The following is a 15,994-nucleotide window of genomic DNA, read 5'->3' as shown; positions in this document are numbered from 1 at the left end:
ATATAGAAAGGAAGAAATATGAATAACAAAAATACTGAAGAAAATAACAATAACGGAAAAAAGCAAAATAGTAGTATGTTGTATATAATTTTAGCGTTTTTATTTTTATATGCATTTACTTCAACTAAGAATTTTATGACAACAGATGAAATAACGTATAATAAATTTCTTTCTATGATACAAGAAGATCAAGTAGAAAGTGTAATTATATCATCAGGGGAAATAAAAATTTTACCTAAAGAAGATGAGGATGAAAAATCAAATAGAAGGAAATTACTATATACAGGTAATGTGGAAGATCCTAATTTAATAAATTTACTAAATGAAGCAGGGGTAGATTATAAGGCAGAACCAATTCAAAGTAACTTTATGTCTGATTTTATTTTTAATTGGGTCATAATGCCTTTAATATTATTTAGTATTTTTAGATTTGTATTTGGAAGACTTGGAAAGAAAATGAGCATGGGTGGACCTATGATGGGCATGGGAAAAAGCAATGCTAAGGTCTATAAGGAAAATGATATAAAAATTACATTTAATGATGTTGCAGGTCAAGATGAGGCTAAAGAGTCATTAAAGGAGATAATAGATTATTTAAATCATGCAGAAAAATACATAGATATAGGAGCAAAGTTACCTAAGGGTGCCTTATTAGTTGGGCCTCCTGGAACAGGAAAGACTTTACTTGCAAAAGCAGTTGCAGGGGAAGCTAATGTACCATTTTTATCAATTTCAGGTTCAAACTTTGTTGAAATGTTTGCTGGAATGGGAGCAGCTAAGGTTAGAGATTTATTCCAAGAAGCAGAAAAAAATGCTCCTTGTATAATATTTATAGACGAAGTAGATTCTATAGGTAAAAGTAGAGATTCTCAGCTTCAAACTAATGATGAAAGAGAACAAACTTTAAATCAATTATTAACTCAAATGGATGGTTTTGATTCTACAAAGGCTATAGTAGTTTTAGCTGCAACTAATAGACCAGAAATATTAGATAAGGCATTGTTAAGACCAGGTAGATTTGATAGAAGAGTAATAGTAGATAGACCAGATTTAAAGGGAAGAATAGATATACTAAAAGTACACTCTAAGGGAGTAAAGCTTGGTGATGATGTAAGTCTAGAGGAAATTGCAAAGAGTACTCCTGGTGCTGTAGGTGCAGATTTAGCTAATATAGTTAATGAAGGTGCCTTAGCTGCTGTTAAAAATGGCAGAGAATTTGTAATGCAAGAAGATTTAAGAGAAGCTGTTGAAGTAATAATTGCAGGTAAAGAAAAGAAGGATAGAATATTATCTACTTTAGAAAAGAGAATAGTTGCTTTCCATGAAGTTGGGCATGCCCTTGTAGCAGCTCTTTTAGATAATACTGATCCTGTTCATAAAATAACTATAGTTCCAAGAACTATGGGAGCTTTAGGATATACAATGCAACTTCCTGAAGAAGAAAAATATTTAGTTTCTAAGGAAGAACTAACTAATCAAATAATGGTTATGTTAGGTGGTAGATCAGCAGAGGAAGAAGTATTTAACTTAGTTTCAACTGGTGCATCTAATGATATAGAAAGAGCTACTCAAACTGCTAGAAGCATGGTAACAATCTATGGTATGACAGATAAGTTTGATATGATGGCTTTAGAGTCAGTACAAAATAGATATTTAGATGGAAGAGCAGTTAGAGAATGTAGTGATCAAACATCTACATTAATAGATGAAGAGATTCTTAGCATAATTAGAACTTGTCATGAAAATACTAGAAAGCTTTTAAGAGAAAATAGGGATTTATTAGATAAAATCTCTGAATACCTATTAGAAAAAGAAACAATTTTTGGTGATGAGTTTATGGAATTTGTATTTGAAAAATATCCGGAGCTTAGACTGAAAAAAGGTAAAAGAGTAGATTCTGATAAGGATAAAAAAGAAGAGGATATTATAGAAGTCTAAAATTTAAAAGTTAGTCAATACTAAGAGAGAGTGTGCATAATTTTGCTACACTCTTTCTTTGGTAAATAGATAAGGGGGATAGAACCTTGGATAGAATAGAATTATTAATGGAAGAAGAAAATTTACAAAAGACTTTAGATATATTAAATCAGGAAACTTTAAATTATATAGAAAAGAGAAAAGCTATAGCTGATTATATATTAGATTATAGAAAGAAATATATTGAAGAATATAGAGATGATGAAGATAAGCTTATAGAGTATTTTGATCACGAAAGATATATTAAAGAAGAAAGTTATAAAACTATTGATAGAAAGCTGGGAGAATTTGTTAAGCTTAAAGAATCACCTTACTTTGGTAAGGTAAACTTTATTGATGATGATATAGCTGAAAGTTTATATATAGGTAGATATGGATTAACACCTGAAGGTAGCTATGATCCAGCAGTAGTTGACTGGAGAGCACCAGTAGCTTCATTATTTTATAAGGGAATGTTAGGAAAGACTTCTTATAAAACACCTAATGGAGAGATACCTGTAGATATAATAGGAAGAAGACAGCTAATGGTAAAGAAGGCTAAGCTTGAAGGATTCTTCGACTCAGATATTAATATTCAAGATGAAATATTACAAATGGTATTATCATCTAAATCAGGGGAAAAATTAAAGGATATAGTTAATACTATACAAAAAGAGCAAGATGAAATTATAAGAGCTGATAGAAGTAAGGCGATAGTAGTTAATGGAGTAGCAGGTTCAGGAAAAACAACTATTGCACTTCATAGAATTGCCTACCTTTTATATAATTACAGAAATCAATTAACTGATAAAGTTCTAATTTTAGGTCCTAATGATATTTTCATGGATTATATTTCAGAAGTATTACCTAATTTAGGTGAAACAGCAGTTAAAAATGAAACCTTCTTATCTTTTGCATATAAAGAAATTAACTTGCAAGAGGAAGTTTCAGATATTACATCTTATTTAGAAGAAGTTCTAAAAGGAAATGAAAAGATTATAGATGAAATTAAATATAAATCATCTAATGAATTTATAGAATTCCTAGATAAAAAGGCAAATGAAATAGAAGAATGTTACTTTAACTTAAGACCAGTTAATTTCTTAAATGAAGAAATTGTATCTAGAGAAGAAATTGAAGAGTTATTTAATATTCATTATAAGTATATGCCTATATTTAGAAGAAGCCAAAAGGTAAAAAGAATATTAGTTTCAAAGTTAAAAGATAAAAGAGATGATGCAGTAAGAGCAATAAATTTAAAAGCAAAAGAAGAAAGAGAAGCTTTATCTCCAGAAGATCTTCAAATTGAGGAAAATAACATTGAATTTAGAAGAAGACTTGCTATAAGAGATGTTGTAAGAGAAGTGATGAAGGTTAAATCTCAAATTGAAGAGTGGATAGAAAATGAATCTATAGTTGATATATATAAGAAAGCTTTAGAAATTGATAAGCTATCTTATCTAGATTTAGCTGGTATTTTATATCTAATGATAAAGCTTGATGGTAAGAAATCTAATTATGAAATAAAACATGTAGTTATTGATGAGGCTCAAGATTATAATATGCTTCAATTTATAGTTATAAAAGAACTAACAGGCTGCAGAAGTTATACTATTGTTGGAGATTCAAATCAAAGGTTAGTAAAAGCTGAAGAAGTGCCTGCAATGCTTAGACTTAAAGAAATCTTTGGTGGGTTCTTTGAATTATTTGAACTTAAAAAGAGTTATAGATCTACTTATCAAATAATGGATTATGCAAGTAAGTTATTAGACGAAAATGCAGTAGTTCCATTCGTAAGAAAAGGTGAGTTTGATGTATTAGAAACTACAGTTCCAAAAGATAATATGGAAGAGCTAGTAGATGTTATATTAAACTTATTAGAAGATTACCAAGAAGAAAAGTATGAAAATATAGCTGTTATTACTAAGGATAAGGAAGAGTTAAATAGAATAGCACCTGAAATAAAAAAATATACTAAGATATTAGCATTTAATAATTCAGATATAGTATATAGAGGTGGAAAAGTTATGGTGCCTTCATACTATGCTAAGGGTTTAGAATTTGATGGCGTTATAATTGTAGATTTTGATGAAAATACTGATAATTTAATTAAGTATATTATGAGTACAAGAGCTCTTCATAGATTATCTGTAGTGAAGGTAAGATAATCTTAGAAACTATTAAAATTTGGGCTGCTACACAAATATTGTGTAACAGCCCTCTTTTTATTAGGTGAATTGTTAAGTTAACTATCACTCTGAACTTGATAAATTATTAATAAAGAATAAAAAAGTATTTTCTTTTAAGTCATTAAAACAATAGCAGAAATGATTCTAAATATCTATTTGTAAAAATGCACAAAAAAACTGTCAATTTATTATTCAATATAAGGAAATAAACTAAGATATTATGAAAACAATTGCATATTAGTTATAGAAAGTTATAATTAAATCATGATTGAAAACGATAAACAAGGTAGGTTTATTAAATTATTATGATAAGTAAAAGGAGAGATAAATATGGCAGGTTTAAAATTAAAAGGTATTAAAAAAATATATGATAATGGATTTGAGGCAGTTAAGGATTTTAATTTAGATATTGAAGATAAGGAATTTATAGTTTTTGTTGGACCTTCAGGTTGTGGTAAGTCTACAACTTTAAGAATGATTGCAGGTCTTGAAGAGATATCAGAAGGAGAATTATACATAGGTGATAATCTAGTTAATGATGTGGCACCTAAAGATAGAGATATAGCTATGGTATTCCAAAACTATGCTTTATATCCTCATATGACTGTATTTGAAAATATGGCATTTGGATTAAAATTAAGAAAGCTACCAAAGCAAGAAATAGAAGAAAAAGTTAGAGAAGCAGCTAAGATATTAGATATAGAACATCTTTTAGATAGAAAACCAAAGGCTTTATCTGGAGGACAAAGACAAAGAGTAGCTATGGGAAGAGCTATAGTTAGAAATCCTAAAGTATTCCTAATGGACGAGCCTTTATCAAACCTTGATGCTAAGTTAAGAGTTCAAATGAGAATAGAAATATCTAAGCTATATAATGAATTAAAAACAACATTTATATATGTAACTCATGACCAAACTGAAGCCATGACATTAGGTACAAGAATAGTAGTTATGCAAGATGGAGTGGTACAACAAGTTGCATCTCCTGATGAAATATATAACCATCCTGCAAATCTTTTTGTTGCTGGGTTTATAGGAAGTCCTCAAATGAATATGACTTATGGACAAACATTAGTTAAGGATGGAAAACATTATGTAAAGGTGTTTGATAAGCTTTTAGAAATACCTGAAGATAAGGTTAAAAAGATTAAAGAGAAAAATGCTGAGAATATAGAAGTTATAGTTGGAGTTAGACCAGAAAATATCTATTACACTAAAGAAGAATTAGAAAAGCCAGGAGTAGTAAAAGTTACTGGACAAGTTGATTTAACTGAAAATTTAGGATCAGAAACTTATATTCATATTAAAAAGGATAATGCAAACTTTATTATTAAGTCTAGAACAGCAGCAAATTATGCTATAGGAGATACTATAGAATTTGGATTTGATGCTAGTAAGATTCATATTTTTGATAAAGAAGAACAAAATACTATATTTTAGTGATAATAGGGCTACTGTAAGGTAGCCCTATTTAAATGCAAATTTTTATTATAAATTTCTACTTTATACTATAATCTAAAGCCAATAAGGAATAAAATCCTTATAAGATATAAAGTACTTGGCTTTTAGCAATTCTATATTATCTATTTTTTATCTGAATAATTATTTTCTGCTTGCTTCCAATTAACTACATTCCACCAATTATCTATATAATCCCCTCTTCTATTTTGATATTTTAGATAATAAGCATGTTCCCATACATCTATACCTAATATAGGGGTTAAGCCTTGAGAAATAGGTGAGTCTTGATTAGCTGTAGAAATAATAGATAGTTTTCCATCCTTATCTTTAACAAGGAAAGCCCAACCTGATCCAAAGCGTCCTAAAGCAGCTTCTTTAAATTTAGCCTTGAAATTATCAAAGGATTGGAAATCCTTATTTATTGCCTTTAACAAATCTCCAGCTGGAGTTTGATTTTGTTCAGGAGACATTATTGACCAGAAAAATTCGTGGTTATAAACTCCTCCAGCATTATTTTTTACAGTTTCCCTTATATCTTCAGGAACTGAGTTTAAATCTTTTAGCATTCCTTCTATACCAATCTTATATAGTTCAGGATATTTAGAAATAGCTTTATTAAGATTATCTAAATATGCTTTTTCATGCTTATCATGATGAAGCATCATTGTTTCTTTATCTATATATGGCTCAAGGGCATCATAAGCATAGGGTAATGGCTTAAGTTCAAACTGTGAATCACTTAAGTTACTACTCTTTGCAGAGATAGTAGGGATTAAAGCTATAAAAGTAACTATAGATAAAGTTGCTAATAAAAGTATTGAATATTTTTTCTTCATAAAATACACCTCCTTTATTAGTCTTTACAATTGGAAGAAAATTTATTAATAAATACTAAAAATGTTATAATAAAATAAGTATATAAGTTGTAAGAAAGAATCTACATTATATAAAGTTACTTTCTAAGTTAGAAATATTTTAGATAGATAGGTATCTTAATAACTTATATAAAATTTAAAGGTTTATAATTTCAATTAAGATAATTTAATTAAAAATGCTTTAATCTAAAATTTTATAAGATTATAGATAAAAGTTATCAATTGAATAATAGATTGTTTTTGGAGGAAATTCAGAGATGGATGTAGAAAAATATGTGAAGGATAATTTAATAAGTATAGTTTACTTTAGTGGATCTATTTGTGGAGCATGTGATGTAATTAGAGATAAAGTTAAGAGACTTATTAAAGATTATGAAAAAATTGATTTCTTAGAAATAAATGCAGTTGAAAATAAAGAAATATCAGCAAAGTATGATGTTTTTACATTACCAATATTAATTTTATTTGTAGATGGTAAAGAAGTATTAAGATTTGGAAGATATTTTGACATTTTAGAGTTTAAAAATTCTATAGATAGATATTACAATATGGTTTTTTAAGAATTCCTTAAGAATTTTGATATAAACTTTGTAACTTATTTAATTTAATATCATCAGTATAGGAAGTTACTTGAACTACATTTAAAAACTACAGTTAATAGGGGAGTATATATGAATAATTATAATATCTTAGTGGTAGATGATGATAAGGAAATAACCGAAGCAATAGAAATATATCTTTTAAATGAAGGATATAAGGTATTTGTAGCTTATGATGGAATGGAAGCATTAGCTACTATAAGAAAGGAAGATATCCATTTAGTAATTATGGATATAATGATGCCTAATCTTAATGGTACTAGAGCAACTATGGAAATAAGAAAGGAAAAGGAGATACCAATAATAATGTTATCAGCTAAGTCTGAGGACTCTGATATTATACTAGGACTAAATTTAGGGGCAGATGATTATTTAACAAAGCCTTTTAATCCTTTAGAGCTTATTGCTAGAGTAAATTCTCAAATTAGAAGATATACTAGATTCTCATCATTAAATAGCTTAAATAATAATGACAACATAATTACAGTAGGAGCTTTAGAATTAGACAAGGAAAGTAAAAGCGTAACTGTAGATAATAAAGAAGTTAAACTAACTCCATTAGAATTTAAGATCTTAAGCTTATTAATGAGTAATCTAGGTAGGGTATTTTCTATAGAAGAGATCTATGAAAGAGTTTGGAACGAAGCACCTTATAATGTAGACACAGTAACTGTCCATATTAGGAGGATAAGGGAAAAGATAGAGGTAGACCCTAGAAATCCTCAATATTTAAAGGTGGTGTGGGGAATTGGATACAAAGTCGACAAAAAATAAGATTATCAAAGATTTGGGGATAATAGCACTAGTTACTTTAGTTATATGTTTTGCTATTTCATTGAAAAAGACTATTACAGAATATAGTAGGCTAGAAAGAGATTATGGTAGTAGTTATTTAATTGATCATTCGCTAATAAGTAATATTCAGTATTATGACAGTGTAATAGCTGAGTATAGTAAAAATTATAAGGATATTGATGGAAATAAGAAAGAAGATGTCTATAAAAAGCAAGTAGAAGAATATAAAAGAAGACAGGAAGAAGAGGTGAAATTATCAGAAAAAAGTATAAGAGAAGATGGAAAAGCAGATAACTTACCAGAAGAAGAAATAAATAAGCTCATAGAGGAAGCAAAGAAAATAATATTAAGTGATGAAAGCTATGTAGATGATTTATTTTATAGCGCTAAAAATAATTTTCAATATTTATTAAGTAATAATATAAATTTAGAGTTTTTCTTTAAAGATAGTAGTGGAGATATAATAACTAATATCAATGATAATGATATTGAAAATAAAATAAATAGTGAAGAGTTTATAAAGGATAATAAGTATTATTATGTTTATTTCCCAGCTGAAGATCCTAGTGTAAATAAGGAGAAGTATTCTAGTGGATTAGAAAAATTATATAATTCACTGAATTATAGTGACAAGGAAACACTTAGGTTTTATAGATTTCCTAAGAAGCCTGTAAAAGGAGATTATTTATACGATGTATGGGAACAGAGAGATGTGGCAGTTAAATCACTGTATAAAAACGGATTGAAATCATCAGTATATGCAATACTTACATTGGCTATAGTATATATTCTTTATAAAAAAAGAAAAGATAGTGAAATGACTATAATAGAAAAGCTATATATTAAAGTTCCTATAGATATTAGAGCAATAATTTTTATTCACAGTATAAACTCTATAAAAAATCTAATTTTCAATATAATTCCATATTTTAGTTTTGATGAATATAGTGTTAATGGCATTATCTATGTTATACCATTAATAGTTTTAGATTTTTATTTAATTAAAGATGTAATTTTAATATTAGAAGGAAGAAGACAATTAGGTAAAATATTTATTTTTAAGATATATAAATTAATAAAGAATAATACTAAGAGTACAAACTTTATAAAAAGTAACAAATTTAAAATATCTTTTATTGTTATAATGTCTATACTTGCATTGATTTCATTATGGGTATATAAAAATTCATGGTGGTATATGTATGAAATTGCTGCTGGTATATTTTTAGCTTTTTATACAATAGTGACAGTGATTATTTTTATAGTATTCATTCTTGATGCCAGTAAGCTGGATTTGAAAGTTCTTGAGATATCTAAGGGAAATTATAATAATAAGAATGAAAGTAAGACAGTAATGTTAAAAAGTATAGAAAATAATCTTATTACTATAGAAGATGGGTTAAAAGATGCTATAGAAAAGGCTGTTGTTAGTGAGAAGATGAAGAGTGAATTAATTACTAATGTTTCTCATGATTTAAAAACACCACTAACTTCAATAATTAATTATATTGATTTACTTAAAGAAGATGTAAGCGATGAAAAGAAAGCTAGATATATTGAAGTTTTAGAGATGAAGGCAAAAAGGCTAAAAGTATTAATAGAAGATTTATTTGAAGCTTCAAAAGCAGCTTCTGGAAATATGAACTTTAAAAAAGAAGATTTAAATATAACTTCTTTATTAAGACAAGTTTTAGGTGAATTAGAAGAAAAGATTTCAAAAGCAGATTTAAATGTAGTAACTAAATGGCCTGAAGAAAAAGTAATGCTATATTTAGATGGAAGAAAAACTTATAGGGTTTATGAAAATTTAGTAAATAATATAATTAAGTACTCCATGAAAAATTCAAGGGTTTATATTGAAATAATAAATGATGAAAACTACGCTACTGTTGTTATGAAAAATATCTCAGCATATCAAATTGATTTTACAACAGAAGAAATAGTTGAAAGATTTAAAAGAGGAGATCAATCAAGAACTACAGAAGGTTCAGGACTAGGTCTTTCAATAGCAAAAAGTATTGTAGAACTTCAAGGCGGGGAATTTAAAATTGAAATAGATGGTGACTTATTTAAGGTAAGCACCAAATTCAAAAAATAAAGATTAGAAATAAAAATAAGAAAACTCAAAATAGAGTTTTCTTATTTTTTTAGCAATTTGGAACAAATTGCAACCTTAATTATCAATTATGAATTATCCATTATTCATTATAAGTTATTCATTATCTGCATTTTCATCTAGTAAATTATCTAAGCCAAGTAAATCTTCATCAGTGTTTTCGTTAAGAGAACTATTATTCTTATATGTAATTTGATTTATAGCTTGATAGATTTTTTCTAAAAGATAATTTTCTATTCTTTTAGTTTTGTAGTATTTATTAAAAATTATAAAAGCCCATACACCTATAATAGCAAAGGTCAGCATAAATAAAGCACCAATGCTGTAAAAAACTATTTGAAAAATTTTAACTGCTAAATCCATAAACTCATCCTCCAGAAACACTATATAAAAATATTATAGCACAAATAATATTATTAAGTATAAATTTAAAAAGTCAATTTTTTTATATATGATGATTACTAACTTATCTATGTGGATATAATTTTAAAGGATATTAAATATAAGGAGAAGCATATTATGAAGAAAATTATAACTACTATAGTGTTAGCATTATGCTTAATTCTATTTTTAATAGTATTTATAGATGTTGCAGAACCACAGAAAAAAGAGAGTGGAAAGGACTTTGTCTACTCAATACCAGAAATAAACTATAACCTTAAATCAGTTGGTAGTTTAGATAAGAGGATGCAAGATGTAGTTAATGCAACTAGTAGAGGGCTAGTTGAGTTAAACTCTAATAATGAAATATCACCATCTTTATCTGAGAGTGTTGAAGTTAAAGATGATGGTTTAGAATATGATTTTAAATTGCGTGATGATATATACTGGAGTGATGGTACTAAGATAACTCCTTCAGACATAGCAACATTTTTTAGGGAAATATTAACTGAAGAAGATGAAGAAAATATCTATGCTTTATTAAATGTATATGGAGCTAAGGCGTATAGAGGGGGAAGTGGGTCATTTTCAAAGGATGTAGGAATTAGTTATGGAGAAAATAATATAGTTTTTAGGTTAAACTCTAAGGATGATAAATTTATTGAGGAGCTTACTATGTCCCAATATAGATTAAGAAAGAATGTATTGTTATGGGAAGATATTAATAATAACTATAATTCATTAATATATTCAGGTAATTATACAATTGCTAATATGTCCCTATCTGAAATTAATTTAAAGAAGAATGATTACATAAATTTAAATATTGTAAGTAATATTAAAGTAATAATTGATGAGGGGGAAGAGGTTGCTATGGCAGCCTTTGAGATAGGAGAAAGGGATATAGTTATTAATCCACCTAAGAGTCAGCTTAACAGACTAAATGATGAGGGGAGATTAATAAACTTAAAAGCCAATAAGGCTATGTATCTAGCATTTAATTCCAAGGATGATAGGTTACAACTAGAAGGAAGAAAGGAAATATATAAGCTATTTAATAAAGCTTTTGAAAGTTATCAATTAAATAACAGTTTGTACATGGAGCTAGCTGAAGGGAGCTACTTTAGATCTGATAAAGATGATTTATCAAAATTACAGGCTAGAAAAGTTATGAGTGTAGGTGAAACGGAGTGGGAGAAGCCTGAAATTATACATCTTATAGCAGAAGAAAGTAGCGAAAACAAAGAGATTTCTGAATATTTAGTAAAATGGTTTGAAAATAACACTGATATACAGTTGATTTATGATTTGGTAAAGCTATCTGAATTAGAAAAAATAAATCAAGAAAATTATTATGATATGGCTTTGATTAGTGGAAATCTATCATTAACAGATGAAGTATCAATATATAATGATTTAGTGAAGTTTTTAGATGGAGAAAGAAGAGAAAAGTTTATTTCATTGAAAACTGAAGGTGAAAGACTAGAAAATTTTTTAAGTATTGAGGATGAGTTATTTAATCAATATAAGATATTGCCATTATTTTTCTATAATGATAATGTTGCTGTTAATAAAAAGTTTAAAAATATGAGCTTAGATGGAAATGGAAATATAGACTTTAGTAAAATAGAAAATGGTGCTGTCGCACAATGAAAAATTAAGAATGAATAATGAAAAATTAATGAAAAAACTCCCGAAGGAGTTTTGAAAAGAAATTAATTTTAGTAATTCTGTAAGAATTACATCAATAATTCTTCATTTTTAATTTTTAATTCTTAATTTGGGCTGTTTGTGCAACAGCCCCTTTAAATTTCTTCTGAATTAGATAAATCTTCATTACTTAAATTTTCTTCTTCGATTCTATCATCCTCATTTTCTTGAACTTTAAGTGATGATTCAATATTTATATCAGTATCATTAGAAGAAGATTTTTCTGAACTTCTTAAAGGTGCCTCTAATTTTATTAAACTAACTTCTTTAAGAAAGTCATCTCTAAAAAGAAAAATAATTAATTGATAAATGAATAAGTTTTTAAAGCTATCAAAAGAAGAACTTGAATTAGAAAATGTATTCTTCTTTTTAGAGTAAGATATGTTTCGTCTAAATATAGGAGCAACACCTAAACTAGATGGGGTTGGTGTAGTTGTAGTTCTGAAGAAACCCTCATCAAGCATATCAGATGAACTAAAGGTTAAGCCTCTATATCTTTCAGCTTCATCTAAAGTTGGTGCATCAGGCCAAGAAGTAATTAAACCTGAACCTATAAAGTATTTTTTATATAGTGATGATATCATGGATTTATATTCATTTTCTCTATCATCTTCTTTTGAATAAATATAGATAGCCAAAAAGTAAAATACTATATCAAAACAAGAATATTTTAATTCTTTTTTACTAGTAAGCTTGAGAAATACTTCCTTCTCTTCATCATATAAAGAGGATAATTTACTGTTTATTTCTTTTGATTTATCTTTAAATGTAATTATATTAGTATTTTTATAAGATAAGATTAAATTTATTGAGAAAAGAGATGTATAGTCCAAGGATTCTACGTAATAATCTTTATCATCAAATTTATTAATTAAAAAGTCAGTTAGGTCTATTATAAGTACTTGAGCATCTTTATTTTTTGAATTGCTATAAAACATGTTTATTGCAGTCAAGACTTTACATATTTCTTCAAAGGAAGAGTCGTATATTTTTTCTTTAAACTCAATAAGTGTTTGCAGAATTTCTAATGAGAATTTCTTATAGTCTTCAGATAAATCATCTTCTTCATACATCATTGAATATAAATTATATGAGACCATCATAAAGGCTTGGTCTGAAAATCTAAATTTATTATTTTTATCTACTAAGTTAAAACCCTTATAGTTATTTTCTGATAGGTTTCTTTTTTCAATAAAAACTCCCTCATTACTACGTAAATTTTGAGAATAAAATTTCAATTGATTTTTTGCTAAAGTTTTATAAGCTTTTGAGTATGAATATAATTTCTCATCTATACCTTTAAAACGAGAATAATAAGTAGATAAATTAAGTACACTAGTAGTCAATAAAGCATTAGTTATTGGTGAGATATCTTTTTTAAAGGATTCCTCATCAAAACCATTATAATTTTTACTATGAATATAATTAGGAGAAGATTTTCTATATATACATAGTAGTGGAGAAAAGTTGCTAGATGTGGTAATATCAAAGTTGGATGATAGTTTTTTATAATTTTTAATTGAATCTACTAATCCACATTTTGATTCTAGAACTAAGGTTCTAATGGCTTCTTTTGATAAGTGGAAAAGTTGGCCATTAACCTCTTTATAAGATAATTTATTCATTCTAAAATATGGTCCAATATATCGCAAAATTGTCACCTCTTCATTAATCCTTATATTAATAATATGAGTTTAATGTTAAAATAGTGCATAATTTTTAATAATATTAAGAGTGGAGGCTGAATTATGAGAATAGATGGAAGAAAAAACGATCAAGTAAGAAGTACAAAGATAACTAGAGGGTACACAAAATATGCAGAAGGGTCTGTTTTGATAGAGGTTGGAGATACTAAGGTAATATGTACAGCTTCTATTGAGGATAAAGTACCTCCTTTCCTTAAAGGTCAGGGAGAAGGATGGATTACAGCAGAGTATAATATGCTTCCAAGGTCAACTGGTACTAGAAAAGTTAGGGATATAGCAAAACTTAAGATAGACGGAAGAACTATGGAAATACAAAGATTAATAGGTAGAGCATTAAGATCTGTTATGGACCTAAAGGCATTAGGCGAAAAAACAATTTGGATAGACTGTGATGTTATTCAAGCAGATGGAGGAACTAGAACCACATCTATTACTGGAGCTTTTGTTGCTTTAGTAGATGCAGTGAATAAACTTCATAAGGAAAAACCGTTTAATGTATATCCTATCAGAAAATTTGTTAGTGCCACAAGTGTTGGAGTATTAAATGATGAGAAGATACTTGATCTTTGTTATGAAGAAGACTCTAAAGCAAAGGTAGATATGAATATTATAGCAACTGATGAGGGTGAATTTATAGAAATTCAAGGTACAGGAGAAGAAGCACCTTTTAATAGGGCTGAATTAAATGAATTATTAGATTTAGCTCAAAAAGGAATTAAGCAAATGACACAATTACAAAAGGATGCATTGAAGATGGATGCGTTATGGATAGGTACTGGGGGAAATTAAATATGAAGAGGTTAGTATTAGCAAGCAATAATAAGGGCAAAATAGTAGAAATAAAAAGGCTATTAGAAAAGTTTCCAATTGAAGTATTATCTTTGAAGGACATGGGAATAGATATAGATGTAGAAGAAGATGGCTTAACTTTTGAAGAAAATGCTAAAAAGAAAAGTGTAGAAATTTATAAAGAGCTTATAGGAAGAGGCGAAAAAGATTTTATTGTTATGTCAGATGATTCAGGGTTAGAAGTAGATTACTTAAATGGAGAACCTGGAGTTTTCTCAGCAAGATATGCAGGGGAACATGGAAATGATAAAAAGAACAATGAAAAACTTCTTAATAAGTTAAGTGGAGTAAAAAGAGAAGATAGAAAAGCTAGATTTGTATGTGAGTTAGCTTTAGTAACTGATAAAAATGAATATTTCAATGTAAAGGGATATGTTGATGGAATAATATTAGAAGAGGAATATGGGGAAGGTGGATTTGGATATGATCCGTTATTCTTATATGAACCTTTTAATAAGACTTTGGCTGAAATAAGTATGGAAGAAAAAAATAAGATATCTCATAGGGGAGTAGCACTACAAAAGGCTGCTAAAATATTAGAAGGTTTAATTTAGGAGGCAAAAATGAAAATAGCTGTAATAAGTGATTCTCATTATGATGCTTCATCTATTAAGCTGGTAAAGAAATACCTTTCTGATGTAGATGTATTAATTCACTGTGGAGATGGAGCAGAAGATACGAAGTTATTAGAAAAAGACTTTAATGGTGAAGTATATGCTGTTAGAGGAAATTGCGATATAAGCAATAAATATCCTAATGAAAGGATATTAGACTTTGTTGGAACTAAGATCTTTGTTACTCATGGGCATATGTATAATGTAAAAAGTGAATATAATAGTATTTTCTATAAGGGAAAAGAAGTAGAAGCTGATATAGTACTTTTCGGACATTCTCATAGGGCTATGGTAAGCAATTTAGAAAATATGACATTAATGAATCCTGGAAGTATAGCATTACCTTTTGGTGGTGCTAAGAAAACTATGGGATTTATAGAGTTAACTGAAGGGAAAATGCCCAATATATATTTAATAGAATTAGCTTAATATAAGATGATAACTATAATTGCAATCCATCAATATATTGTTGCTATATTATGGCATTAAATTTATACAAAGTTTTTTAAAAAATATATTGACGGATTGCCATTCCTATTGTAGAATAAACATTGTCGCTGAGAGATGTTAGTGTTTCGGGGTGTGGCGCAGATGGGAGCGCGCGTGGTTTGGGACCATGAGGTCGCAGGTTCAATCCCTGTCACCCCGACCATTTTTAACCTAATATGCGGGTGTAGCTCAATGGTAGAGCCCTTGCCTTCCAAGCAAGTTACGTGAGTTCGATTCTCATCACCCGCTCCATT

At 28.1% G+C, this 15,994-nt stretch carries 13 protein-coding genes and 2 tRNA genes; 12 read left to right on the top strand and 3 right to left on the bottom strand.

Annotated features, from left to right (window positions below; translation table 11 throughout):
- Window positions 1–18 precede the first annotated feature (18 nt).
- From ftsH to E5347_RS12740, 3 genes are all read left to right on the top strand, one after another.
- Window positions 19–1,938 (top strand): ATP-dependent zinc metalloprotease FtsH, encoded by a 1,920-nt coding sequence (ftsH, locus tag E5347_RS12750; RefSeq protein WP_136007611.1) that lies wholly within the window; start codon window positions 19–21, stop codon window positions 1,936–1,938.
- 107 nt (window positions 1,939–2,045) lie between these two features.
- On the top strand, window positions 2,046–4,124 hold the full coding sequence (locus E5347_RS12745; RefSeq protein ID WP_136007700.1) for a HelD family protein: 2,079 nt from the start codon (window positions 2,046–2,048) through the stop codon (window positions 4,122–4,124).
- 351 nt (window positions 4,125–4,475) lie between these two features.
- The gene (locus E5347_RS12740) at window positions 4,476–5,585 is read left to right on the top strand and encodes an ABC transporter ATP-binding protein (protein WP_136007610.1); all 1,110 of its coding nucleotides are present in this window, start codon (window positions 4,476–4,478) and stop codon (window positions 5,583–5,585) included.
- Window positions 5,586–5,728: 143 nt separating this feature from the next.
- On the opposite strand, the gene E5347_RS12735 is transcribed toward E5347_RS12740, so the two are convergent.
- A complete protein-coding gene (locus E5347_RS12735) occupies window positions 5,729–6,442 on the bottom strand; it encodes a superoxide dismutase (protein ID WP_136007609.1) in 714 nt (237 codons plus the stop codon).
- A gap of 296 nt (window positions 6,443–6,738) precedes the next feature.
- Here E5347_RS12735 and E5347_RS12730 point away from each other — a divergent pair, with 296 nt between their 5' ends.
- The 3 genes from E5347_RS12730 (at window position 6,739) to E5347_RS12720 (ending at window position 9,973) form a co-directional block, all read left to right on the top strand.
- A complete protein-coding gene (locus E5347_RS12730; protein ID WP_136007608.1) occupies window positions 6,739–7,041 on the top strand; it encodes a thioredoxin family protein in 303 nt (100 codons plus the stop codon).
- Between the two features lie 111 nt (window positions 7,042–7,152).
- Window positions 7,153–7,854 carry a response regulator transcription factor gene (locus tag E5347_RS12725; protein WP_136007607.1) on the top strand — a complete coding sequence of 234 codons (702 nt, stop codon included), beginning with the start codon at window positions 7,153–7,155 and terminating at the stop codon, window positions 7,852–7,854.
- Window positions 7,829–9,973 (top strand): sensor histidine kinase, encoded by a 2,145-nt coding sequence (locus E5347_RS12720; protein ID WP_136007606.1) that lies wholly within the window; start codon window positions 7,829–7,831, stop codon window positions 9,971–9,973. The genes E5347_RS12725 and E5347_RS12720 overlap by 26 nt, the downstream gene beginning before the upstream one ends.
- 114 nt (window positions 9,974–10,087) lie before the next feature.
- On the opposite strand, the gene E5347_RS12715 is transcribed toward E5347_RS12720, so the two are convergent.
- A complete protein-coding gene (locus tag E5347_RS12715; protein ID WP_136007605.1) occupies window positions 10,088–10,354 on the bottom strand; it encodes a Vpu in 267 nt (88 codons plus the stop codon).
- A 156-nt stretch (window positions 10,355–10,510) separates the two neighbouring features.
- On the opposite strand from E5347_RS12715, the gene E5347_RS12710 reads away from it, so the two are divergent.
- Window positions 10,511–12,025: an ABC transporter substrate-binding protein gene (locus E5347_RS12710; protein WP_136007604.1), complete on the top strand. Its 1,515-nt coding sequence runs from the start codon at window positions 10,511–10,513 to the stop codon at window positions 12,023–12,025.
- Between the two features lie 152 nt (window positions 12,026–12,177).
- On the opposite strand, the gene E5347_RS12705 is transcribed toward E5347_RS12710, so the two are convergent.
- Entirely contained in the window at window positions 12,178–13,734 is a 1,557-nt protein-coding gene (locus tag E5347_RS12705; protein ID WP_136007603.1) for a hypothetical protein, read from the bottom strand.
- A 96-nt stretch (window positions 13,735–13,830) separates the two neighbouring features.
- On the opposite strand from E5347_RS12705, the gene rph reads away from it, so the two are divergent.
- The 5 genes from rph (at window position 13,831) to E5347_RS12680 (ending at window position 15,992) form a co-directional block, all read left to right on the top strand.
- Window positions 13,831–14,577 (top strand): ribonuclease PH, encoded by a 747-nt coding sequence (gene rph / locus E5347_RS12700; protein ID WP_136007602.1) that lies wholly within the window; start codon window positions 13,831–13,833, stop codon window positions 14,575–14,577.
- Window positions 14,578–14,579: 2 nt separating this feature from the next.
- Window positions 14,580–15,191: an XTP/dITP diphosphatase gene (locus E5347_RS12695; protein WP_136007601.1), complete on the top strand. Its 612-nt coding sequence runs from the start codon at window positions 14,580–14,582 to the stop codon at window positions 15,189–15,191.
- A 9-nt stretch (window positions 15,192–15,200) separates the two neighbouring features.
- A complete protein-coding gene (locus E5347_RS12690; protein ID WP_136007600.1) occupies window positions 15,201–15,680 on the top strand; it encodes a metallophosphoesterase in 480 nt (159 codons plus the stop codon).
- Between the two features lie 147 nt (window positions 15,681–15,827).
- Window positions 15,828–15,903 (top strand) — tRNA-Pro (locus tag E5347_RS12685).
- A gap of 15 nt (window positions 15,904–15,918) precedes the next feature.
- Window positions 15,919–15,992, top strand: a tRNA-Gly gene (locus tag E5347_RS12680).
- Window positions 15,993–15,994 lie beyond the last annotated feature (2 nt).

The organism is Clostridium sartagoforme, assembly GCF_004794105.1.
Taxonomy (GTDB): domain Bacteria; phylum Bacillota; class Clostridia; order Clostridiales; family Clostridiaceae; genus Clostridium; species Clostridium sartagoforme_B.
The sequence above is the reverse complement of the archived record's forward strand: the minus strand, read 5'-3'. Positions and strand labels throughout refer to the sequence as shown.

Excerpts from the sequence above, each read along its gene's own strand:
- ftsH (WP_136007611.1), top strand. The coding sequence starts at position 19 with ATGAATAACAAAAATACTGAAGAAAATAACAATAACGGAAAAAAGCAA.
- E5347_RS12745 (WP_136007700.1), top strand. The coding sequence starts at position 2,046 with ATGGAAGAAGAAAATTTACAAAAGACTTTAGATATATTAAATCAGGAA.
- E5347_RS12740 (WP_136007610.1), top strand. The coding sequence starts at position 4,476 with ATGGCAGGTTTAAAATTAAAAGGTATTAAAAAAATATATGATAATGGA.
- E5347_RS12735 (WP_136007609.1), bottom strand. The coding sequence starts at position 6,442 with ATGAAGAAAAAATATTCAATACTTTTATTAGCAACTTTATCTATAGTT.
- E5347_RS12730 (WP_136007608.1), top strand. The coding sequence starts at position 6,739 with ATGGATGTAGAAAAATATGTGAAGGATAATTTAATAAGTATAGTTTAC.
- E5347_RS12725 (WP_136007607.1), top strand. The coding sequence starts at position 7,153 with ATGAATAATTATAATATCTTAGTGGTAGATGATGATAAGGAAATAACC.
- E5347_RS12715 (WP_136007605.1), bottom strand. The coding sequence starts at position 10,354 with ATGGATTTAGCAGTTAAAATTTTTCAAATAGTTTTTTACAGCATTGGT.
- E5347_RS12710 (WP_136007604.1), top strand. The coding sequence starts at position 10,511 with ATGAAGAAAATTATAACTACTATAGTGTTAGCATTATGCTTAATTCTA.
- rph (WP_136007602.1), top strand. The coding sequence starts at position 13,831 with ATGAGAATAGATGGAAGAAAAAACGATCAAGTAAGAAGTACAAAGATA.
- E5347_RS12695 (WP_136007601.1), top strand. The coding sequence starts at position 14,580 with ATGAAGAGGTTAGTATTAGCAAGCAATAATAAGGGCAAAATAGTAGAA.
- E5347_RS12690 (WP_136007600.1), top strand. The coding sequence starts at position 15,201 with ATGAAAATAGCTGTAATAAGTGATTCTCATTATGATGCTTCATCTATT.